Origin of the sequence: Rhodococcus opacus B4 (assembly GCF_000010805.1) — a bacterium.
Taxonomy (GTDB): domain Bacteria; phylum Actinomycetota; class Actinomycetes; order Mycobacteriales; family Mycobacteriaceae; genus Rhodococcus_F; species Rhodococcus_F opacus_C.
Genome location: NC_012522.1, coordinates 1,622,009 through 1,644,657, shown reverse-complemented (window position 1 = coordinate 1,644,657; position 22,649 = coordinate 1,622,009). Strand labels below are relative to the sequence as shown.

The 22,649-nt window shown below is 70.9% G+C and carries 18 protein-coding genes and 1 pseudogene; 15 read left to right on the top strand and 4 right to left on the bottom strand.

Annotated elements, in window-relative coordinates; translation table 11 throughout:
• The first annotated feature begins 3 nt into the window (after nucleotides 1-3).
• From ROP_RS07615 to ROP_RS07555, 13 genes and pseudogenes are all read left to right on the top strand, one after another.
• The gene (locus ROP_RS07615) at nucleotides 4-906 is read left to right on the top strand and encodes a shikimate dehydrogenase (protein WP_012688757.1); all 903 of its coding nucleotides are present in this window, start codon (nucleotides 4-6) and stop codon (nucleotides 904-906) included.
• Nucleotides 903-2,855 (top strand): FAD-dependent oxidoreductase, encoded by a 1,953-nt coding sequence (locus tag ROP_RS07610; RefSeq protein ID WP_012688756.1) that lies wholly within the window; start codon nucleotides 903-905, stop codon nucleotides 2,853-2,855. The genes ROP_RS07615 and ROP_RS07610 overlap by 4 nt, the downstream gene beginning before the upstream one ends.
• Nucleotides 2,852-3,649 carry an aldo/keto reductase gene (locus ROP_RS07605; RefSeq protein WP_012688755.1) on the top strand — a complete coding sequence of 266 codons (798 nt, stop codon included), beginning with the start codon at nucleotides 2,852-2,854 and terminating at the stop codon, nucleotides 3,647-3,649. The genes ROP_RS07610 and ROP_RS07605 overlap by 4 nt, the downstream gene beginning before the upstream one ends.
• Entirely contained in the window at nucleotides 3,649-4,740 is a 1,092-nt protein-coding gene (locus ROP_RS07600; protein ID WP_012688754.1) for a Gfo/Idh/MocA family protein, read from the top strand. Before ROP_RS07605 ends, ROP_RS07600 begins: the two co-directional genes overlap by 1 nt.
• A complete protein-coding gene (locus ROP_RS07595; RefSeq protein ID WP_012688753.1) occupies nucleotides 4,737-6,455 on the top strand; it encodes an FAD-dependent oxidoreductase in 1,719 nt (572 codons plus the stop codon). The genes ROP_RS07600 and ROP_RS07595 overlap by 4 nt, the downstream gene beginning before the upstream one ends.
• Nucleotides 6,452-7,273, top strand: coding sequence for a sugar phosphate isomerase/epimerase family protein (locus ROP_RS07590; protein ID WP_012688752.1), 822 nt, complete (start codon nucleotides 6,452-6,454; stop codon nucleotides 7,271-7,273). The genes ROP_RS07595 and ROP_RS07590 overlap by 4 nt, the downstream gene beginning before the upstream one ends.
• A 28-nt stretch (nucleotides 7,274-7,301) precedes the next feature.
• Entirely contained in the window at nucleotides 7,302-8,213 is a 912-nt protein-coding gene (locus ROP_RS07585) for a LysR substrate-binding domain-containing protein (protein WP_012688751.1), read from the top strand.
• Nucleotides 8,214-8,350: 137 nt separating this feature from the next.
• Complete coding sequence (locus ROP_RS07580) at nucleotides 8,351-9,664, top strand: MFS transporter (RefSeq protein WP_043824384.1); 1,314 nt, start codon at nucleotides 8,351-8,353, stop codon at nucleotides 9,662-9,664.
• 1 nt (nucleotide 9,665) lies between these two features.
• Nucleotides 9,666-11,612 (top strand): FAD-dependent monooxygenase, encoded by a 1,947-nt coding sequence (locus ROP_RS07575; protein ID WP_012688749.1) that lies wholly within the window; start codon nucleotides 9,666-9,668, stop codon nucleotides 11,610-11,612.
• A gap of 9 nt (nucleotides 11,613-11,621) precedes the next feature.
• Nucleotides 11,622-13,355 (top strand): dihydroxyacetone kinase subunit DhaL, encoded by a 1,734-nt coding sequence (dhaL, locus tag ROP_RS07570; protein WP_012688748.1) that lies wholly within the window; start codon nucleotides 11,622-11,624, stop codon nucleotides 13,353-13,355.
• A 125-nt stretch (nucleotides 13,356-13,480) separates the two neighbouring features.
• Nucleotides 13,481-14,275: a hypothetical protein gene (locus ROP_RS07565; RefSeq protein WP_012688747.1), complete on the top strand. Its 795-nt coding sequence runs from the start codon at nucleotides 13,481-13,483 to the stop codon at nucleotides 14,273-14,275.
• Between the two features lie 124 nt (nucleotides 14,276-14,399).
• Entirely contained in the window at nucleotides 14,400-14,723 is a 324-nt protein-coding gene (locus tag ROP_RS07560) for a hypothetical protein (RefSeq protein ID WP_012688746.1), read from the top strand.
• Between the two features lie 43 nt (nucleotides 14,724-14,766).
• Nucleotides 14,767-18,939, top strand: a pseudogene (locus ROP_RS07555) (HAD-IC family P-type ATPase); the annotation flags it as partial.
• Here ROP_RS07555 and ROP_RS45210 read toward each other — a convergent pair.
• Entirely contained in the window at nucleotides 18,873-19,061 is a 189-nt protein-coding gene (locus ROP_RS45210) for an Rv1535 domain-containing protein (protein ID WP_419789311.1), read from the bottom strand. The pseudogene ROP_RS07555 and the gene ROP_RS45210 sit on opposite strands and share 67 nt — an antisense overlap.
• A 141-nt stretch (nucleotides 19,062-19,202) precedes the next feature.
• Between ROP_RS45210 and ROP_RS07550 the strand changes: the two genes are divergently transcribed.
• On the top strand, nucleotides 19,203-19,511 hold the full coding sequence (locus ROP_RS07550) for a hypothetical protein (RefSeq protein WP_012688744.1): 309 nt from the start codon (nucleotides 19,203-19,205) through the stop codon (nucleotides 19,509-19,511).
• A gap of 14 nt (nucleotides 19,512-19,525) precedes the next feature.
• Here ROP_RS07550 and ROP_RS07545 read toward each other — a convergent pair whose 3' ends face one another.
• A complete protein-coding gene (locus tag ROP_RS07545) occupies nucleotides 19,526-20,032 on the bottom strand; it encodes a hypothetical protein (protein WP_012688743.1) in 507 nt (168 codons plus the stop codon).
• A gap of 113 nt (nucleotides 20,033-20,145) precedes the next feature.
• On the bottom strand, nucleotides 20,146-20,415 hold the full coding sequence (locus ROP_RS07540; protein ID WP_043824382.1) for an ANTAR domain-containing protein: 270 nt from the start codon (nucleotides 20,413-20,415) through the stop codon (nucleotides 20,146-20,148).
• A gap of 135 nt (nucleotides 20,416-20,550) precedes the next feature.
• Here ROP_RS07540 and ROP_RS07535 point away from each other — a divergent pair, with 135 nt between their 5' ends.
• Nucleotides 20,551-21,648 carry a GIY-YIG nuclease family protein gene (locus ROP_RS07535; protein ID WP_012688741.1) on the top strand — a complete coding sequence of 366 codons (1,098 nt, stop codon included), beginning with the start codon at nucleotides 20,551-20,553 and terminating at the stop codon, nucleotides 21,646-21,648.
• Nucleotides 21,649-21,724: 76 nt separating this feature from the next.
• Here the strand turns inward: ROP_RS07535 and ROP_RS43815 are convergent, their stop codons facing one another.
• The gene (locus ROP_RS43815) at nucleotides 21,725-22,627 is read right to left on the bottom strand and encodes an MSMEG_6728 family protein (protein ID WP_012688740.1); all 903 of its coding nucleotides are present in this window, start codon (nucleotides 22,625-22,627) and stop codon (nucleotides 21,725-21,727) included.
• Nucleotides 22,628-22,649: the final 22 nt, after the last annotated feature.

Sequence of the window (22,649 nt, the reverse complement as noted above, 5' to 3'; positions counted from 1 at the left end):
TTCATGGGCCCCGAATCCAGCTGTCACCGAATCGGACTCGTCGGGGCAGGGATCGCCACGTCCCTGTCGCCGGCGCTGCACGCACACGAAGCGGACGCTCTCGGCCTCACCGGCTACCGCTACGAACTGATCGACCTCGACGCCTCGGCGGTTCCGGTCGAGAGCGCCGGCACGGTTCTGCGCGACGCCGTCGCCATCGGGTACACCGGCCTCAACGTCACGCACCCGTGCAAGCAGATCGTCGTGGACGCCCTCGACGAACTGTCGGACAACGCACGCCTCCTCGGCGCCGTCAACACCGTCGTCGTCCGCGACGGCCGGCTGATCGGCCACAACACCGACCACAGCGGATTCCTCGCCGCCCTGGAACGGGGACTGCCCGACGCGGCGCTCGGCCGGGTCGTCCTCGCCGGCGCCGGTGGGGCTGGATCGGCGGTCGCCTACGCGCTCGCCTCGGCCGGCGTGCGGGACCTGCGGGTCGCCGACGCCGACCCGGCCCGTTCGGCGGACGTGTGCACCCGGGTCGGCGCGGCCTTCCCGTCGACCCGGGCCACGCCGATCCCGATCGCCGCGATCCCCGAGACCCTGCGGTCCTGTGACGGTGTCGTCAACGCGTCCCCCGTCGGCATGGTCGGTCACCCGGGAACCCCCTTCGACACCGGTGCACTGCACCCCGGCCTGTGGGTCGCGGACATCGTGTACCGCCCGCTGCACACCGAGCTGCTCTCGGCCGCAACCAGCCTCGGCTGTTCCGTGCTCGACGGCGGACAGATGCTCGTCGCGCAGGCCGCCGACACGTTCGCCCTCGTCACCGGGGTCCGGCCCGATCCCGAACGTATGCGACACCACCTCGGTGAACTCCTCGCCGGGCAGGGTGTCCCAACCCTTCTCGAGGAGTCCCGATGACCGCACCACTGCCGTTCGCGGCACCGCTCGACCTCGGCAGCGTGCGACTGCGCAACCGCTTCGTGTCCGCGCCGATGGAACGCAACTACTGCGAGATCGACGGCACGATGACCGACGAGTACATCGCCTATCTGGAGCGACGCGCCGCGGGCGGGGCCGCTCTCGTGTTCACCGAGGCCAGTTACGTCCGCGCCGACGGCAAGGGCCGCATCCGGCAGATGGGCGTCGACGTCGACGAACGCATTCCCGGCATCGCGAAGATGGCCGAGGCGATCCACGCGCAGGGCGCGCTGGCCGGTGTCGAGCTCAACCACGGCGGCCGCACCGCGCAGGGCGCCGTGAGCGGCTTCGTCCCCGTCGCACCGACACCCATCCCGTGCGCGGTGGTGGGCGGCGAGATGCCCGAACAACTCGAGAACGACGACATCGAGCACATCATCGAGTGCTTCGGTGAGGCGGCCGTGCGCTGCCGGCAGGCCGGTGTCGACGTCCTGTCCCTGCACGGCGGTCACGGCTACCTCATCCACCAGTTCCTCTCGCCCGTCTACAACCACCGCGACGACGAGTGGGCCGACCCGACGCTGTTCGTCAACCGCATCATCGACGCCGTCCGCACGATGGCCCCGGGTATCGCTCTGGGACTGCGGTTCTCGGCATTCGAAGGGATCGACGGTGGTCTCGACGCCGAGACCACCCGGGCGTGCATCGACGCGATCGACACCGACCGGCTCGACTTCCTCGACGTCTCGGCCGGCAACTACGAGTCCGGGCAGTGGATCATCCAGCCGGGTGAGTGGCCACGCGGACTCCTGGCCCCGTACTCCGAGCAGTACACCCGGGACTTCGACCTTCCCGTGGGTGTCGCGGGCCGGATCAGTTCACCCGAAGCCGCCGCGCGGATCATCGAATCCGGGCAGGCCGACTTCGTCAGCATGGCCCGCACCCTGCACGCCGACCCCGACTTCCCGAACCGCGCGCTGGACGGCGGCCGGTACCGCCCGTGCATCGCCTGCAACTACTGCATCGACAGCCTCGCCGCCGGACCCGTCCCGTGTTCGGTCAACCCCTGGGTGGGCCGCGAACTCGAGCAGCCGTCGAAACCTGTGGACGTGACGGTGCGGGTCGCCGTAGTCGGAGCCGGACCGTCGGGCATGGCCGCCGCCCGCGACCTCGCGCTCGCCGGGCACCGCGTCGATCTGTACGACGAACGCGAGTACCTCGGTGGCGATTTCGCATTGGCGTCGCGGCTGCACGAGTACCCCGAGTACTCGCGGATCGTCGACTGGTATCTCGCCGAGATCGCCGACCTCGATGTCACGTGCCATACCGGCACCCGGGTCGATGCGGCGGCACTCGCCGCCGCGGACTTCGACGCCGTCGTGCTCGCGACCGGCGGCCGCGGACCCGCGGTCGATCTCCCCGGGGCCGAACTGCGCCGAGTCCGGGACGTCCGTGACTTCCTCGCATCCGGAGAACCTGCACCCGACGCGATCACGATCTTCGGCGCCGACCGGGAGGCCGCGGCCGTCGCCGACGACCTGCTGCTGCACGGCACCACAGTGGTCATGATCGGCCCGCAGGAGACCATCGCCCACGACGTGGGCAGGCGCGGCAAGATCGTGCTGCTCCCGCGGCTCGCGGCGAGCGAGAACCTCACCACCCATCTGTCGTCGATCGTGACGCGGGTCGAGGAGGATCGGGTGGTGATCTCGACCGGCGGCGTGGAGCGCACGGTCGACGCACCCGGCGAGTTGCTGATCTCGCACGGCGTCGAGCCGCGTGCCGACCTGCTCGCCGAACTCCGCTCGCTGGCACCGCGACTCGGCGTCCACACGGTCGGTGACGCCAGCGGCGACGGCGGCTCCATCCACGCCGCGATCGTCACCGCCGTCGACGTCGCCACGAAGATCACGGCCGCCGCCGCTGCCCGCGAGCAGGTGAGCGCATGATGGTGACCCCGCCCCTCGGTCTCGGCACGTGGCCGCTGACCGGCGCCGACGCCACGCGTGCGGTGCTGTCGGGCATCGAGTCCGGCTACCGCCTGATCGACACCGCCGCGATCTACGAGAACGAGGACGCCGTCGGCGCCGCGCTGGGCGAATGCGGGGTGCCGCGGGACGAGCTGTTCGTCACCACGAAACTCCGCGGGAGCGACCACGTGTCGGGCGACATCCGCGGCGCGCTCGAACGCAGCCTGAAGCACCTCGGCCTGGATCGGCTGGACCTGTTCCTCATCCACTGGCCGCTCCCGCGGCTCGACCGGTACGTGGCCGCGTTCGAGGCCATGCTCGCCTGCCGGGACGCCGGTCTCGTCCGCTACGTCGGCGTCTCCAACTTCCTCGAGAAGCACCTGTGCCGCATCGTCGCCGAGACCGGAGAGGCGCCGGCCGTCAACCAGATTCAGATGGACCCGTCGCTCGCCCGGCTGCCCGTGCGGCGCGCGAACGACGAACTCGGGGTGTGCACGCAGTCGTGGAGCCCGCTGGGACGCGGCGAGGTCCTGGACGATCCGGTCGTCGTCGACATCGCCCGGCGCCTCGGCTGCACACCCGCGCAGGTGATCCTGGCGTGGCATCGCGCGCAGGGTGTCGTGCCGGTGGCGCGGTCCGCGAATCCGGCCCGCCAGGCCGAGAATCTGGCCGCCCTCGACGTGCGGCTCACCGCCGAGGACGTCGCCGCCCTGAACGGTCTCGACCGCGGCGAGTCCGCCGCCCGGGACGTCGAAACGGAGGAACACTTCTGATGGCACTGCGCATCGGCATCGTCGGCTGCGGAAAGATCGCCGGCAACCACGCCCGGGCCCTGCAGCAGGTGCCCGGCGTCGAGGTGGTCGGGTGCTGCGACCCCGACCTGGAACGGGCCCGGGCGTTCGCGGCGGCACACGGCATCGACCGGGCGGTCGGCTCGGTCGCGGAACTGCTCGCACTCGGCCTCGATGCGTGCACCGTCTGCACGCCGCATCCCGTCCACGAGGAGATGGTTGTCGCCGCGGCCGAGGCCGGCATCCATGTGCTGTGCGAGAAGCCGATCGCCGTCGACGTCGCCGCGGCCGATCGGATGATCGAGGCCGCGGACCGCGCGGGCGTCACGTTCGGGGTGCTGTTCCAGCGCCGCTTCTGGCCCGCCGCCCGGCGGATCAAGGCCGCGATCGACGACGGCCGTCTCGGTGTGCCGGTGCTCGGCGACGCCTCGGTGATCCTGCACCGCCCGTCGTCCTACTACTCCGCCGACGCGTGGCGTGGCCGGTGGGACACCGACGGCGGCGGCGTCCTCATGACGCAGGCCGTGCACCAGATCGACATGCTGCAGTGGTTCATGGGCGAGGCCGTCCAGGTGAGCGGTTTCATCCGCACCCACACGCACGGCGAGCACATCGAGACCGAGGACAGCGCGTCGGCCGTCGTGTCGTTCGCGTCGGGCGGCACCGCCACCGTCACCGCGACCACCGGCGCCAGCCACAACCTCGGCAACCGGGTCACCGTGATCGGGCAGACCGGTGCGATCGCGAGCGTCCTCGAGTTCCCCGAGGGCCGGGAGGGTGTCAACGAAATCTGGACCGTCCCCGGCGAACTGGAGTTCCGTGCACCGTTCACCCCGGACGTCCGAGCCAATCTCGACGTCACCGAGGTCAACGCCGGCCTCGCCGATTTCCACACCCTCCAGGTGCAGGATTTCGCGGACGCCGTCCTCACCGGACGCGAACCCGCCGTCACCGGACGCGACGCCCGCGCCTCGCTCGCGATCGTCGCCGCCGTGTACGAGTCGTCCCGCACCGGCCGGGTCGTGACCCTCGCGCCCGCTCCCACTCTCGCCACCACCGAGGAGAACCGATGACCCCCGACACCACCACCTATGACGTCGTCGTCATCGGCTCCGGCGCGGGCGGCCTGTCCGCGGCGATCGCGGCGGCGCACGGCGGCGCGTCCGTCCTCGTCGCCGAGAAGGCGGACACGTGCGGCGGCGCCACGGCGTGGTCCGGCGGCTGGATGTGGACGCCGCGGAACCTGTTCGCGCACGCGGACGGTGTGACCGAGGACCGCTCGGCGCCCCGTACCTATCTCGAACACCGGCTCGGCGAGAACTTCGACGCCGCCAAGGTGGACGCCCTCCTCGACGGCGCCCCCGAGATGGTGGAGTTCTTCGAGAAGCAGACGGCGCTGCAGTTCGTTCCGGGTGCGAAGATCGCCGACATCCACGGCGACACCCCCGGCGCCGGAACGGGTCACCGCTCGGTCGGGCCGAAGCCGGTGAGCCTGCGGAAGCTCGGCCCCGACGTCGCGGCCCTGCTCCGGCGGCAACTCTACGAGACGTCGTTTCTCGGCATGGGCATCATGGCCGGTCCGGATCTGCAGGCGTTCCTGCATTCGACGCGTTCGGCGAAGGCGTTCGTGCACTGCGCCCGCCGCGTCTCGACGCACCTGCTCGACCTCGCCACCAAGCGGCGCGGCCAGCACCTGGTCAACGGCACCGCGCTCGTCGGCCGGTTGCTGCGGTCCGCGCTCGACGCCGGCGTCGAGATTCGCGTGAGCACGGCCGCCACCGCGCTGACCACCGACTCCGCAGGTAGTGTCACCGGTGTCCGGCTGGAAGGCCCCGGCGGCGCGTACACCGTGCACGCCCGCCGCGGAGTCGTCCTCGCGACGGGCGGTTTCTCCCACGACCTGGACCGGCGCCGCGAACTCTTCCCCCGCACCCCCACCGGGCGCGAGCACTGGACCCTCACCCCGTCGACGACCACCGGCGACGGCATCACCCTCGGCGAATCCGCCGGCGGCCGGCTCGACCGCTCCCTCGCCTCCCCGGTGGCGTACTGCCCGGTGTCGATCATCCGGTATCGCAACGGCAAGGAGGGGGTGTTCCCGCACATCCTCGACCGCGGAAAGCCGGGCGCCATCGGCGTTCTCGCGGACGGTCGCCGGTTCGTCAACGAGGGGCTCGGGTACCACGACTACACCCTCGCGATGGTCGAGCAGGTGCCCGACGGCGAGGAGGTCTGCTCCTGGCTGATCGCCGACCAGCGGTACCTGCGGTACTTCCCGCTGGGGATGGCCAAGCCCCTCCCGATCCCCACCTGGCCGTACCTGAAGTCGGGCTACCTCACCCGCGGCCGCACGGTCCGCGAGTTGGCGGAGAAGATCGGCGTCGACCCGGACGGCCTGGAGAAGACGGTCGCGGCGTTCAACGAGGGCGCCCGCGACGGCGCCGATCCCGAATTCGGCCGCGGCACCACCCCGTTCACCGTCGGCTCCGGCGACCCCGACAACCCGTGGCCGAACCCGGCGCTCGCGCCGCTCGAGGAGGGACCGTTCTACGCCGTCAAGGTGGTCCCCGGCAGCTTCGGGACGTTCGCCGGACTGGTGACCGACGCGACGTCGCGGGTGCTGAACGACGAAAACCAGCCTATCGACGGCCTGTTCGCCGTCGGAGTCGACCAGTCCAGCGTGATGGGCGGTCACTATCCGTCCGGCGGCATCAACCTCGGACCGGCCATGACCTTCGGCTACCTCACCGGTCGCCGCCTCGCCTCGACGACAGGAGTTTCCCGATGACCGCCCCACTCGGCCTTGCCGCGCTCACGGTGCTCGACATCGCGCCGCTGGAGCAGGTGGACCTCGCCGAGAAACACGGCTTCGACACCATCGGCATCCGGTTGCTGCCCGCGGCGCCGGGCACCACCGCGTATCCGCTGCACGAGAACGACGCCGCGCTCGACGCGCTCGTGCGGCGGCTCGACGACTCGCCGGTCGACGTGTTCGACCTCGAAATCATCCGGCTGGGAGCCGATTTCGACCCGAAGCGCTATGTTCCGCTGCTCGAGGCGGGCGCTCGGCTCGGCGCGAGAGCGGTTCTCGTCGGCGGCGACGACCGCGACCGCTCGAGGCTCACCGACTCCTACGTCCGGCTCGCGGAACTGTGCGCGTCGTACGGCATCGTCGCCAGCCTCGAGTTCATGCCGTGGACCGCGGTGCCCGACGCGACCGCGGCGGTCGAGATCGTGTCGCAGGCCGACGGGCCGGCGCGCAGCGTACTGGTGGACGGCCTGCACGTCGGACGGTCCAGCACCACACTCGACGACCTGGCGGCGATCCCGCGGGACTGGCTGCACTACGCGCAGATGTGCGACGGCTCGGTGCCGGTGCCGGTGGACGACGCCGAGTTGATCCGGCAGGCCCGCGAAGAGCGACTCGTGCCGGGGACCGGCGGAATCCCGCTCTCCGGCATCTGGTCGACGTTGCCGGCCGGCCTACCGGTGAGCATCGAACTCCCCAACGAGCCGCTCCGGCGGGCCGTCGGCACGGATGCGTGGCTCGCGCGGCTGGTCGCCGCCACCCGGGACGTTCTCGCGCAGGTCCCGGCGGCCACCTGACCGGGAGGTCCCGCGCTACCGTTCTTCCATGGCCCGCCCCGACAACGTCCCCGTGTACACGATGCGCCAGCTGGCGGCGTTCGTGGCGGTCGCGGAGACCGGAACGATCAGCGGTGCCGCCGAGCGGATGCACCTGTCGCAGTCGGCGCTGTCCGCGGCGGTGACCGACCTGGAGAAGGCGCTGAAGGCGCAGTTGTGTGTGCGCAGGCGCGCCCGCGGTGTGCAGCTGACCCCGACGGGGGAGGCGGTGCTGTCCCGGGCGCGGGCACTGTTGCAGCAGGCGGGGGAGTTGCAGGCAGACGCCTCCGGGGAGGGCGGCGCCGTCGCCGGGCCGATCGCCGTCGGTTGCTACCCGGCGCTGGGCCCGACGATCCTGCCGTCGATGCTGTACGCGTTCACCACCGAGTTTCCGCGGGCGTCCGTGGAGTTCCGGGAAGACACGCAGAACCGGCTGCGCACCCAGCTCGAGGGCGGCGAACTGGACGTCGCGATCGTCTACGACCTCGACCTGCCCCCGGACTGGCAGACCGTGCCGCTGATGACCCGCGAGCCGATGGTGGTGCTCGGGGCGGCGCATCCGCTTGCGGGAGTCCAGGGGCCGGTGCGCCTCGCGGATCTGGCGGAGCACCCGATGGTGCTGCTCGATGCGCCACCGAGCACCAACCACGCGATGGACGTCTGCCGGGAGGCCGGTTTCGCGCCGCGGGTGGCTTACCGGACCGCGAACTTCGAGACCGCCCGGGCCTTCGTCGGGCGCGGCCTCGGATGGACGCTGCTGCTGCAACGGCCACGCGTGGACGTCACGTACGAGGGTCTGCCCGTCGTCGTGAAACCGATCGCCGAACCGAAACCGGCGTCGGTGGCCGTCGTCGTGGCGTGGCATCAGGAGGCGACTTTGAGCCGGGTCGCGCGGGCGTTCATCCGGTTCGTCACGGCCTGAACTGCGAAGACGCGCATTCCACGGAATTTCCGCAATTCATGCGGGGATAGTCCCGCTTTTCAGACGTATGTGAGTGGGGTCATTGTCATTCCGGTAACGCGATGAGTGTGCGCGCAGCAGAACCGGGAAGGCAGAAGATGACGGCAATCACCGAGGCGACACCGACGGTGTCCCCCAAGGAAGCGCGCAGGGCAGTCCTGTCGAGTTTCGTCGGCACCGCGATCGAGTGGTACGACTTCTTCATCTACGGCACTGCCGCGGCCCTGGTGATCGGACCACAATTCTTCCCCGGCGCGTCGACGTTCGCCGGAACCCTCGCCGCGTTCGCCACCTTCGCGGTCGGCTTCATCGCCCGCCCCATCGGTGGCGTCGTCATGGGCCACTTCGGTGACCGCATCGGGCGCAAGTCGATGCTGGTGCTGTCGCTCACGATGATGGGCGCCGCGACCGTCGGCATCGGACTGCTCCCGAACTTCGAGGCCATCGGGGTGGCCGCACCCATCCTGCTGGTCGCGTTGCGGTTCGTGCAGGGCATCGGCGTCGGCGGTGAATGGGGCGGCGCGGTGCTGATGGCCACCGAACACGCCCCCGAAGGCAAGCGCGGACTGTACGGCGCGGCACCGCAGATGGGTGTCCCGGCCGGTGTGATCATGGCGAACGTCGTCTTCCTCGGCGTCACGCAGTTGCTGTCCGACGACGCATTCCAGACCTGGGGCTGGCGCGTGCCGTTCCTCACGAGCGCGGTGCTCGTCGGCGTCGCGATGTGGATTCGCCTCGGCGTCTTCGAATCCCCGGCCTTCGCCGAGGCCAAGGAGAGCGACACGATCGTGAAGATGCCGATCGTCGAGGTACTCACGAAGAACTGGCGGACCGTGCTGCTCGCCGCGGGCACGTTCATCGCGACCAACGGCATCGCCTACGTCTTCATGGTCTACGTGCTGACGTACGGCACGAAGGAACTCGGCTTCAGCCGCGCCACGATGCTGACCCTGCTGATCGTCGCGTGCCCGGTCTGGATGGCGGGCATGGCGGTGTCGGCCCGGAAGTCGGACGTGCTCGGCAGGCGCCGCGTGTACACGTGGAGTTCGATCGCGCTGGTGGTCGTCGCCGCGGTGTTCTTCCCGCTGATCGACACGGCGTCGCTCCCGGTCATGCTGCTCGCGATGGTCGTGATGGCCGCGGTGCTCGGCACCACCGCCGGACCGCAGTCGGCGCTGTTCGCGGAACTCTTCCCCGCCCACATCCGCTACAGCGGAGCATCTCTCGGCTACCAAATCGGCGCCATCCTCGGCGGTGGGCTCGCACCGGTCCTCGCGACGTGGCTGTTCGGGGCCTTCGGCAGTTCCGTCGCGATCAGCGCCTACTTCGTGGTGATCGCCGTGATCAGTCTCGTCGCCATTCTGCTACTGCCGGAAACGAACAAGAACGCACAGAAGGCGGAGGTCGCCTGACATGTCCACCTACTTTCAGCCACAGAAGTATTCGGCGACGGACTTCGCGTCGACCGCCGCAACCGACGACACCCTGCCCGTCGTCGTCGTGGGCGCAGGACCGGTCGGCATGGGCGTGGCGCTCGGTCTCGCGCAGCGCGGCATCCCCGTCACCGTGCTCGAGGCCGCCGACCAGGTGTCGTTCGGCAGCCGCGCGATCTGTATCTCCCGGCACAGCCTCGAGGTGGCCGCCCGGCTCGGTTTCGGCCCGGAACTCGAGAAGATCGTGCTGCCCTGGGTGGGCGGGCGCAGCTTCTACCGCGACGAGCAGGTGCTGCACTTCGAGATGGCGCACGGCGAGCACGACGTCCGCGGTCCCATGGTCAACGTGTCGCAGTCCGAGATCGAGCAGATCATGACCGACACGCTGCTCGCGCACCCGCTGATCACATTCCATTGGTCGTCCAGCGTCGCCGGGGTCCTGCGGTCGGACGAGGACGTGACACTCGACATCGACACCGCGTTCGGCACGCGCCGGCTGCGCGCGCGGTGGGTGGTGGCCGCCGACGGCGGGCGCAGTCGCATGCGCGAACTCGCGGGAATCCGGTTGCAGGGAAACAGCTATCAGGGCAACTACGTCATCGCCGACATCCACTGGGAATCGACGCTGCCCGCCGAACGGATGGTGTGGTTCGACCCGCCGAGCAACCCCGGCTCGACGATCATCATGCATCAGCAGCCCCGCGACATCTGGCGCATCGACTACCAACTCGACGGCTCCGACGACGCCGAACTCGAGACACAAGAAGACCGCATCCGCGACCGGATCACCCGGCACCTCGACTGGCTAGAGAACGACGTGCCGTGGACCCTCGAGTGGCACGGCTTCTACCGCGCGCACGCGCTCGCGCTGGACGACTTCACGCACGGTCGCATCCTGTTCGCCGGCGACGCCGCGCACCTGGTGCCGATCTTCGGCGTCCGCGGGCTGAACTCCGGAATGGAGGACGCCGAGACCCTCGCCTGGACGCTGGCCGCCGTCGTCCACGGAACCGCGGACGAAGCACTGCTGCAGGCATATTCGGCTGAACGTCGCGGTGCCTGGCAGCAGAACGTCGACAACGCCGGAAAGTCGACGCTGATCATGTCGCCCGGCAGCCACGGCTACCGCACCACCCGCGACGCCGTCCTGGCGCTGGCCACGACCCACCCGGAGTTCGGGCACCTGATCAATCCGCGGCAGTCCAGTGCGACGCACGCGCACCTGTCGCCGCTGACGTGGCCGGTGGCCGAGGGCACGACCGGGCTGCTGCCCGGGGATCCGCTGGAAGACAGGCGAGTTCGCGTCGTCACCGCCGAGGGGTCGGTGGAGTCTTCGCTGAACCGTGTGCGCGGAACGGGTTTCGCGGTGCTCGGTGTCGGAGTGGATGCGGCCGGTGCTCGGATGATCGCCGCGCACGCATCTGGGCTCGCGACGGCGCTCTCGCCCGAGTTGGTGCGGGCGGTCGTCGTCCCCGCACCCGGTGCGGTGGTGGACGCGGCGGCGGACCTGACCGTCCTGGACGACCCCGACGGGGCGGTCTCGGCCGCTCTCGGCGCGTCCCCCGGCGAGTGCTTCGTCATCCGCCCGGACGGGCTCGTCCTGTGCCGGGTCCGGGACCTGGCGCTGCTCGGGGAGGTGCACGAGCACGTGAGGGCGGCGACCGCCCCCGCGGTGGGTGTCGTCCCCGCGCACACCGGCACGGCCGCGAGCCCGGAGGAGTCGCTGCGCGAGAACGTGTGGATGGGGCTGTCGGAGGCGCTCGACCAGGCGGGCGAATCGGACCGGGAGGGTTTCCTGACCCGGCTCGCGTTGCTGCTCGGGTCGCAGTCGGGCCGCCGGGAGTTCGAGGAAGCGCTCGCCGCCGCCTCCCACGTGAGTGGCAAAGTGTGCTCCGGTACTCCGCGGCACTCACATGCGGAGGTTTAGCGTGGGGGCATGGCGCAACCACAGTTCCTGAACTCGCCCAAGTCTTTCGTCGTCGACGCGCTCCGCGGGGCCGTCGCCACCACCGACGACCTCGAATGGCATCCGGAACCGGGTTACCTGACGCGGCGGGAACCATTGCCGTCGGGGCAGGTCGCGTTGCTGTCGGGCGGTGGGTCCGGGCACGAACCGCTGCACGCCGGATTCGTCGGCCGGGGCATGCTCACCGGAGCCTGCCCCGGCCTGATCTTCAGCTCACCCAACGCGATGCAGGTGCGGGCCGCCACCCGGGCCGTGGACGCCGGCGGCGGGGTCGTGCACATCGTGAAGAACTACACCGGCGACGTCCTCAACTTCCGCATCGCCGGCGACCTGGCGGCGGAGGACGGCGTCACGGTCGAGCACGTCCTCGTCGACGACGACGTCGCGTCCGAACAGGAGGACGGGCCCGGGCGCCGCGGCACCGCGGCCACGATCGCGGTCGAGAAGATCTGCGGCGCTTCGGCCGAACGCGGAGACGACCTCGCCGCCGTCGCGGAGTTCGGGCGACGCACGGCCCGGAATTCCCGCAGCATGGCCGTGGCACTGCGAGCGTGCACCGTGCCGGGGTCGGACTCGCCGTCGTTCGACCTCCCGGAGGGGCAGATCGAACTCGGGATCGGCATCCACGGCGAACGCGGAACCGAACGGGTCGACGCGCTGCCCGCCGCCGAACTGGTCCGCCGGCTGACCGACCCCGTGCTCGCCTCGCTCGGCGTGCAGCGCGGGGATCCGGTGATCGCGATCGTCAACGGGCTCGGTGCGGCCCATCCGCTCGAATTGCAACTGCTGTTCGCAGAATTCGCCGACTACCTCGCCGAAAGGGGAGTGGTGATCCGGCGCTCGCTGGTCGGCAGTTTCGTCACCGCCCTCGACATGGACGGCGCGTCCATCACGCTGGTGCGCTGCGACGACGAACTCCTCGACCTCTGGGACACCCCGACCGCCGCACCGGGATGGCCGAACGCGCCTGCCGGCGAATTCCGCGGCATCGCAGACCGATCCGCGGTGCAGTTCCGGTCGGACGTCGCCTCCCGCGTGGACGAGGCGAAAGTTCCCGATACCGTCGACGCACTCGGCCGGGCGGCGGTGGGCAGGTGGATCGGCGCGTTCGTCGAGAAGGTCCTCACCGAGGAACCGAACCTCACCGACCTCGACCGCCGCGCGGGCGACGGCGACTTCGGCACCAACATGGTGGCCGCACTCGACCACGTCGACGTCGCCGGGATCCGCGACCGGTACTCCCCGGCGACGATCTTCGAGTCGCTGTCCGACGCCTACCTCGGCCATGCCGGTGGCACGTCGGGCGCGCTGTTCGGCGTCTGGTTCCGGCAGTTCTACCGGGTGGCCGCCGACGCACCGCAGGGTGTGGACGCGAAGGCGATCGCCGCCGCCGCACGGGCAGGCCTCGACACGATCCAGGAACTCGGCGGGGCGCAACCCGGAGACAAGACGATGATCGATGCCATCGCCCCCGCCGTGGCCGCCTTCGAATCGGCCGTCGCCGCGGGGAGGAGTCTGGCCGACGGCCTGGCCGAGGCTGCGGACGCGTCCGCCCGCGGAGCCGAGGCCACCGCCGACCTCACCGCGAGGCGCGGCCGGGCCAGCTACATCGGTGAGGCCGCGCGAGGTGTCGTGGACCCCGGTGCGCTGGTGCTGTCGTGGCTGTTCGCCGAGGCCGCGGAGGTAGCCCACCCGGTCGGGTAGTCACCGCTCACCGGGCACGGCACGTAGGGTGAGGAGGAGAACGCCGAGTCGTGCTGCGCAAACCCGTCGCCACACCTCTCTCCACCTGCGTACGGGACGCAGAATCACGGACGGACACGTACACAGTGGAAGACACCGCCAGCCGGGGAATCCAGGCCTTCATCGCCGATGTCGTGGAACGGGGCGGCAAAGCAGTCCGGCTCACCCACTCGCGTCGCAACCCGGTCCAGGTCTGGGGCGACGACGGCACGAGTTGCATCGTGCGGGTGCGTTCCAAGCTGAGCGGCGACTGGCAGGCCCGTAAACAGGACGAATCGCTCGACGACGACGACACCGGTTCACAGTTCTGGGTGTTCGTGGACCTCGCGAGCACTCCGGAGGAGTTCTTCGTCGTGCCCTCCGCCGAGGTCGCCGACGACATCCGTGCCGAGGTGGATCTGTGGATGATGGACACTCCCGGCCGCACCCGAACCGGGCATCACGCGATTCCGCTGAGCCGGATCGCGCACGGTCGCGGCCGCTGGGACCTGCTCGGCCTGGCGGGGGAGAAGGACCCCAGCCGCTACAGCGACGCCCAGCGTGCCACCACTGCGGCAACGTTGCGGGCGGACGCGCTCGCCGAAGCGTCCGCCCGCAAGAAGCCGGCGAAAGCGGCCGCCGTATCGGACGAACTGGCAGACACCCGACTCGAGGTGGTCGCCGACTTCGAGGGGTATCGACTGGTCGGACGGTTCGACCCCGGCACGCAGTCGCTGGAGATCATGCGCGGACCGATGCAGGGCCGGCGATTCCCCGACCCGACGACGGCTGCGGGTGCCGTTGCCAGTCACATCAGCGGCGACGTCGTGACCTACGACGGTCGGGACTTCTGGCGCACCGAACAGGGCGAGCGAATTCCCCTGGGGCAGAACAGTATCTGAGATTCGTCGAGAGTTCCCTGAAATCTGTTCCGGTGTGCGGCGGTTGAGAATACCCTGAGGGGGGTATCGCAGACATGATCCGCCGTGCACCGGCGGGAGTGGCCACGGCCGATGGGAGCTCATCATGCGAATCGTCGACGGCGCAGTGAACGCCGTGACAGGTGCCGCGAACGCGACGACGAGTGCGGTCGGAGCGGTCGGGGGAGCGGCACTCGGCGGCGTGGTCTGCGGAGTGCGCGGGGCGGCGAGCGGAGCCCGGGCCGGCATGGAGAGCGGAAGTCATTCGACACCGGCCGCGGCTCTGACCCTGGCGGCCGTCGGTGCGGCGGGACTGGTCGAGTGGCCGGTGCTGGTCACCGCGGGCGGGGCGGCGCTCGTGCTGCGGCAGTTCGGCGCGGGGTCGCGAACCTCACGCGACACCGAAGCCCCCACCTCGACCGCACAGTAGCGCCGTGGGACTCGGTCGATATTTCGCCGTCGCCGCCGGTCTGATGACCACCACCGTGCGGACCGCGACACAGATCACCACCGAGGTGCTGGGGGGAACTCCGGCCCGCCGCGCGAGTTCCGGACACGGCCGTGCCTGGATCGAGGTCCGCGGACTCGACGGACCGCACGGCGACGACGTGGCCGCAGCCGTTCTCGCCGCGGTCCGCGCGACCGCCGGTGTGGACGGAGCGGAACTCAACCGCCCGCTGTCCCGGATGGTGGTGACGGTCGGCGACGACGGACCGTCGGTGACCGCACTGTGCGCGGTGGTCGAACGAGCGGAGGATGCCGCCCGCCCGCTCGCGCGCGGCGCAGTCCGGGACCGCCCCAGGGAACTGCCCGGCGACGACGTCGCGCTCGCCGAACGGGCTCTCGCCCTGGCCGCGGCGACGACGGGCCTCGTCGCGGCGGCCGGTGTCCGCCTGCTTCCGATGCCGAGCCTGCCGGCGGCGGTGCCCGCCGCCGTGGTCACCTTCGTCAACTATCAGCCGCGGCTGCGCGACATGGTGGAGAACCGGCTCGGGCCGGACGCCGCCGAACTGCTGCTCGCCACCGCTCAAGCCGTCGGCGACGTGCTGCGGCGCGCACCGGCATCCCTCGCCGTCGACGTGGCACTGCGGTCGGCGATCACGGCAGAGGCGTGGTCCGGCCGGCAGGTGTGGCACCGCCGCGAACCCGAACTGGCCGAGGCCCCGGCGGACGACTCGGACGACCGCCCCCGCGTGCGCGCCACGCCCGGGCCGGTGGAGCGAGACGTCGACCGGGCGGCGATCGCGCAGTTCGTGGGGGCGACGGCGGTGGGGGTCGCGACCCGCAGTGTCGCGGGCGCCGCGGACGCGGCCCTGGTCGCCGCGCCGAAGGCTGCCCGCACCGCACGTGAGGCCTTCGCCGCGACGCTGGGCCGCGGACTCGCCGACCGTCACTCCGTGCTGGTTCTGCGACCCGCCGCACTGCGCTGCCTGGACCGGGTCGACGCGGTGGTCGTGGACCCCGACGTGCTGCACACGGCCGAGCTGCGGGTGAGCGGACTCCGCGCGGTCCGGGACGCCGACCGGACGAGAGTGTGGGAGGCCGCGCGGTCCGCCGTCGAGAACGGCACCCTCGGGGTGGGCTGGCACGCGCTCGCCGACCTTCCGGGCGACGTCGCCTCGGCCGCCGTGGACGAGGATTCCGCGGTCCTCGTGACGCGTGCCCACCACGCGAATGCGGCGGCCGTGCTCACGCAGGCCCGCACGTCGGGCGCCCAGGTGATATCGGTGAACGTGGACGGACTCGGCGGACTCCGCTCGGCTTTCGACGATCTGCTCCCGTCGAGCGGATCGCCGGACGCGGACCTCCGCGACGCCGTCGCGCAGTTGCAGGCGAACGGCGCGACGGTCGCGGTGGTGGCAGGCCGGGCACCGCACGCCCTGTCAGCGGCCGACGTCGGTATCGGGGTTCTCGTCGACGCCGCCCCGCCGCCGTGGTGTGCGGACCTGATGGTCGACGACCTCGCCGGGGTCTGGCGGGTGCTGCGGTCCCTGCCCGACGCCCGGACGGCGAGCCGGCGCGGCGTCGAGATCGCCACGGCGGCGTCGATGCTCGGTGCGCTCGTGATGCTGCCGGGAGTGCGGGGTCGCGGACCGGGGCCCGTCACGGTCGGTGCGGCGGCAGGACTGTGGACGGGACATTCCCTCGCGCGCAGTGTGCTGCGGGCCGAAAATCCCCCGGCCGCCCCGGTACACGCCTGGCACGAGCTGCCGGCGCTGGACGTGCGCCGTCTGCTACCCGTGCACGAGGACGAGGGCGCGGCGGCACCACGCCGCCGATCGGTGCGTCTCGTGCTGGCCCCGGCCGAGGCGATCGGACGGATCACCGCATGGCCGGTCGGCCTGGCCTGGGACTTCGGGCGGGCGATGCGCACGGAACTCTCGGATCCGCTGACCCCCGTCCTGGCCACCGGATCGGCGGCGAGCGCGCTGCTGGGGTCGCCGATCGACGCCGTGCTCGTGGGATCGGTGCTCGCGGGCAACGCCGCGCTGTCGGCCGTGCAACGCCTCCACGCGGAACGATTGCTGAACAGGTTGCTGGCGGCGGGCGATCCGCCGGCGCACCGCGTCGCCGGATCCGCGAACAGCCGGGTGACGGAGCGGGTGGAGGCGTCGCGGTTGCGGCCGGGCGACGTCATCGAGATTCTCCCCGGCGAGGTGGTGCCCGCCGACGGCAGGCTCGTCGAGGCACCCGGCGTCGAGGTCGACGAATCCTCGCTCACCGGGGAATCGCTGCCGGTGAGCAAGCAGACGTCGCCGACCCCGGGCGCACCGATCGGTGAACGCGCCTGCATGGTGTTCGCGGGAACTACGATCCTCACCGGCACGGCGACGGCGATCGTCACCGCGGTCGGTGACGCCACGGAAGCGGGACGTGCCGGCGCGATCACCCCGGCGAGTGCGTCGCAGGTGGGTCTACAGGCGCAGCTCAGGAGCCTCACCGACCGGGTGCTGCCCGTCAGCGTCGGAGGCGGGGCGCTGGTGACCGCCGTCGGGTTCCTGCGCGGCACCGGACTGCGGCAGGCGGTCACCAGCGGTGTCGCGGTCGCGGTGGCAGCGGTTCCGGAGGGTCTGCCGCTCGTCGCGACCCTGGCTCAGCAGGCCGCCGCACGCAGGCTGACCCGGTCGGGCGCGCTGGTGCGGGCGCCGCGGTCCGTCGAGGCGCTCGGCCGCGTCGACGTGGTGTGCTTCGACAAGACGGGCACCCTGAGCGAGAACCGCCTGCGGGTGGTCTCCGCCGTCCCGGAGCGGGGGTTCGATCGCGAAGACGTGCTCGCATGCGCGGGACGCAGTGCCGTGACCCCCGACGGCAGTCCGGCCGCGCACGCCACCGACGTCGCGATCGCCGACGCGGCAGCGGACCTGCTGCCACCGGAGGGCGAGCACCGCAGCTATCTTCCGTTCCGCTCCGGACGGCCCTACTCCGCCTCGCTGTCGAAGACACACCTGTCGTTGAAGGGTGCACCGGAGGTCGTGGTCGCCGCCTGCACCGGAATCGACGCCGACGAGGTTCACGACACTGTCCTCGGCATGGCAGCGGACGGGCTGCGCGTCATCGCCGTCGCCCGCCGGACCGTCACGAAATTCCAGTCGCGTCGCGCGGCCGACGACGCCGACGTACTCGACGAACTGTGCGGCAGCGGGCTGCAACTCGTCGGACTGCTCGGGCTCGCCGACACCCCGCGCCCCGAAGCGGCCGGACTGCTTCCCGACCTGGAACGCCTCCAGGTCGGAGTCCGGCTGATCACCGGCGACCATCCCGTCACGGCCACTGCCATCACGCGAGAGCTGGGACTGCCCGTGTCGTCCGAACAGGTGATCAGCGGCACCGAATGGGACACCCTGTCGCACCGGGGGCAGGAGAACGCCGTCGAGAAGTGCGTCGTCTTCGCCCGGATGACGCCCGAGCACAAGGTACAGATCGTGCAGACCCTCGAACGCGTCGGTCACGTCTGCGCGATGGTCGGCGACGGCGCCAACGACGCCGCCGCGATCCGGGCCGCCAGTGTGGGGATCGGCGTCAGTTCGCGCGGCAGCGACCCCGCCCGCAGCGCAGCGGACGTGGTGCTCCTCGACGGCCGCGTCGACGCGCTGCGCGACGCCCTCGACGAGGGCCGCCAGCTGTGGCGGCGGGTGCAGGCCGGAGTGTCGGTGCTGCTCGGCGGGAACGCCGGCGAGGTGGCGTTCGCCCTGATCGGCAGCGCGATCGCCGGACGGTCGCCGCTCACCGCGCGTCAGCTACTGCTGGTGAACGTGCTCACCGACGCCCTGCCGGCGGCCGCGCTCGCGGTGAGCCCGCCCAACGAACAGACCCGTGGCGAGGGCCGCGGACCGGACAGCGCCGCGCTGTGGCGGACCGTCGCGATCCGCGGCACCGCCACCGCGGCGGGGGCGACCACGGCGTGGGCGCTGGCGAGCGTGACGGGAAGGCAACGCAGGGCGTCGACCGTCGGGCTGGTTGCGCTGGTCGGCACGCAGCTGGGGCAGACGCTCATCGATTCGCGCAGCCCGCTCGTCGTCCTCACCGCGGGCGGGTCGCTCGCCGCGCTCACCGTGATGGTCAGTACGCCCGGCGTCAGTCAGCTGCTGGGATGCACCCCGCTCGGACCGGTCGGCTGGGCCCAGGCGCTGGGATGTGCGGGTGCGGCGACCGCGGCAGCCGCGTTCGCGCCGGCACTGCTGGAGAAGCTTGCGGGTGATTCGACGATCTCGATGACGCCGGCCCGCAGCAGCACGGCGTACACCTCCCGGAGCGGTGGGGTGAGCACCCGGGTGACCACCCCGGTCAACGGGTCCCCGGCGCCGGAGAAGACACCGGCGGCGGTCTGGGCGACGGCACTCAGCACAACCGACACGGTCCGCGGTCAAGGTGGCTGACCGGCAAACGGCACGGACAAGGGAGACGAACTATGGCCCAACGAACGTCGGAGGCGCAGTCGACGCCCGAGGCGCAGTCGACGTCTGGGGCGCAGTCGCACAGCGACGCCGTCCAGCGGGTGCAGGAGGCCCACAGCTTCGCCGTGCAGCTGCCGATCCTCGGCAGGATGCCGCTGCCGCGCCCCGAGCAGCTGGCATTCTTCGCGGCGATCGGCCTGCTCGCCGCCGTCGAAATCATCGAATGGCCGGTTGCGCTGACCATCGCAGCAGGACATGTGCTGATCACCGATCAGCACAACCGGGCCGTCCAGGAGATCGGTGAGGCGCTGGAAGGCGTGTGACGCGGAAGCCCGGATCAGGCGGGCGGGCAGGCCGGCGACGTCAGCTGCGCGATCGCCACGATCGAGCACGCCGTCGCCTTCGACAGTTTCCACGTCCCGTTCTCGCCGGGAACGAAGATGGCGGGCAGGGTGTTCTGCTGCACCTGGCCGTTGATCGTCAACTGCAGCTGCGCGCTGGCGCTGCCGTCGCCGTTGTCGATAACCGGGTCCAGCACCTGAACCTGCGCACCCGCCTGCTGAGCGGCCGCGGCGACCTGGTTGAACAGGTTCGGATCCTGTTCCGAACCCTCCACCATGGCGATCTTCTCGTCGAGCGGAGTGGCCGGGTCTAGGCCCTTCGCCAGCAGCGCATTGAGGTCGGCGGCCGTCGGCAGAACGAGGTCGGCCGTCGTCTCGGTCGCCGACGCGGTGGTGGACGTGGTGGTCCCACTCGAGCCGGACGGCTCGTCGGAACCACAGGCGGACATCGTGAGGGCTGCGGCGATCGCTACCGCGGCAACCGTGATCTTGCGGATCGTCAACTCAGTTACCTCTTCGTATCTCGGTGCGCAGGTCGTTCGGTCTCACATCGAGTCTGAAGGTTTGCGGAGCGTCGCGCCGTCGAAGCCAGAGAATTCTCAGACTTCGCCCGAATTCATGCCGCCGTGCCGAACGCGCCGCGGTACGGAGTGGCGTGGCTCCACTGCAGGGCCGCAGCGGTGATATCGGACGCGGGAAGGTCGTCGTGATGGGTCTGAATGAACGCGATCAGCGCGCGGGCGGTACGGGCGAGGGCAACCTTGTGCTGCCGGGACGTCTCCGCGAGTTCGGTGAACGCGTCGTTCTCGGAGCAGCCCCGGTAGGCGATGAGGACGCCGACCGCGATGTCGACCGCCGTGCGGGTGGAGTAGCTGGGCGTTGCCATGAATGTTCTCCCAACCTGCGTCGGAACGGGTACCACTCCATCTTCCCGCACCGCCTACGACGTCGAAAGAGTTCGAATCGCCCGGTGTATTAGTCGTCCGAGTTCTTCATCGAGGTTTTCCCTTACGGTAGGGGCATGGCTACCGTCTGGACGATCCCGATCGACATCACTTCTCGCTGGCTCGACAATGCCGAGGTCCAGACCTTCCTCGCGTCCAACGACCTGGACAACGCGTCCCCCGACCCGCGGGTGCGGTTCGCGCAGTTCGCGGACGTCACGAAGTCCCTCGAACGGCACGTCGGGCACACCTTCTCCTCCGTGCAGGGCGCCGCCACCGCACTCTTCGACGGCATCGACGGCGGGGTTCCCGTCGCGTTGAAACTGGCGGCCCTGCGCCTGATCCTGAAAGAGGTGTATCAGACCCGCCACGCGCCGCAGCCGTTCCCGAAGCGGGTGGGTGAGGAACTCGGCACCTACGTCTACGCGCTCCTCGACCCCCGCAACAGGTCGGTGTTCTACGTCGGCGCCGGACGCGGCACCCGTGTGTACGGCTACGTGTGGGAGGCGCTGGCCGAGAACGAGCACCGGCAGACGCTCGAGGATCCGGAGACCGACGGCGCCGAGGTGAAAGCGGCGACGATCGCCCGCATCCGGGAGATCTACGACTCCGGCCACGAGGTCGAGCACTACATCGTGGCGCATCGCGTTGCCGACACCGGTGGCGTCGCCGACGCGGTGCGCAACGGAGTGGTGGGAGCGCTGGGGCTCGTCGAGGGTTCCGCGCTGGGCAACCTCGCCGGCGGCGCGGCCGAGCAGCGGGCCGTACCCGTCGACGACCTCGTGTTGCAGTACGCAGCAGAACCCGTGCCGAATCTGCCGACCCCCTGCGTCGTCCTCGAGGTGCCCGCCGCCTCCCGGCGCGGTGTGACCTCGGAGCAGGTCTACGAACTGTCCCGCGGCGCGTGGGCAGCGGGCGCGGCCGTGCGCAACACCGACGACATCCCGGTGATCGTGTTCGCGGACAACATCGTTCGCGCCGCGTACCGGGCGAAGTCCTGGTCGTCGGTGGCACGGCCGGGTGACGCGTCGCTGTGGCGGTTCACGGGCGAGTCCGACACCGAACTGGAGTCGCAGTTCGTGAACAAGCGGATCGTCCCCGCCAAGGTCGGTCTGAAGAAGTGGCCCACCCACGGCTGGGTCCCGCACCTCACCCAGGCCCGCCCCGGCCGCTGAAGCGCCTGCCCCACGTGAGTGGCAAAGTGCGCCCCGGCACGTGAGTGGCAAAGTGTGCCCCGGCACGCATTGCCACTCACCTGGGGGTGCGCAGATGCAGCAGGGGGATCGAGTCGAGACCCTGCGGCGGCGTGCTCGACGACGAGACGACCAGTCCATATCGTTCGGCGTCCGGCACCGGTTGGCCGCTGCGAAAGAACCGGATACGGCGTGGATCGACAACCTCACTCTCCGTCGCCTCCCGATCTTCCGGCGTCGGCTGACGGGCGATGGACGGGCTGGCGGTGCCGGCGTCGTCCGCCGTCGCCGCGGGTTTCTCTGCGTCGTCGGGAACGGGATCGGCGTCGAGCAGCACCGCCGTCAGTCCGGGACGCACCAGGCTCGCCGCGACGACCGTCGCCGGATCGGGCGAGTCCGTCGAGACGGACCGGCCGAGGTGCAGACTGTGCAGGAGGTCCCACGTGTCCGCGCCGCCGGCCAGTGCCTCGGCTTCGGAGGGAGTCAGCACCTCGTGAGGGTCGGCGCCGCGGACGGGCCACCGCGGGTACACGGGCGGCGGCCAGACGTATCCGCCGTCTCCGCTCCACGACCGCGGGTAGGCGTCCGGTGCCTTCTCGGCGAGAACGCGACGGTGGCTGGCATGGACGGCGTCGTCGCCGACCCATGGTGGCAGCAGACCATGGTCGCGGAGATGCTCGAACGAGTCGAGTCGCCCACCCGTGTACTCGAGTAGTTGAGGTTCCAGCGCGTCGGTGTGTCCGCGCGCCGACCACTCGCGGCACATCGCGACGCCGTACGCGACGAGCGCGGGCGTGAAGCCACGCCACATCGCGGTCGCGGGATGGTTTTTCCACCCGTACGACGGCCACACGAGGGCTCGCAGAATCTGAAAGGTTTCCACCCGTTGCTTGCCCAGCCGCCGGTCGTCGAGCAGCGTTCCGCTGCGGGCGAACCCCGGGTCGGGCACGAATGTCTGCATCCTGCCTCCAGGCCTGGAAACC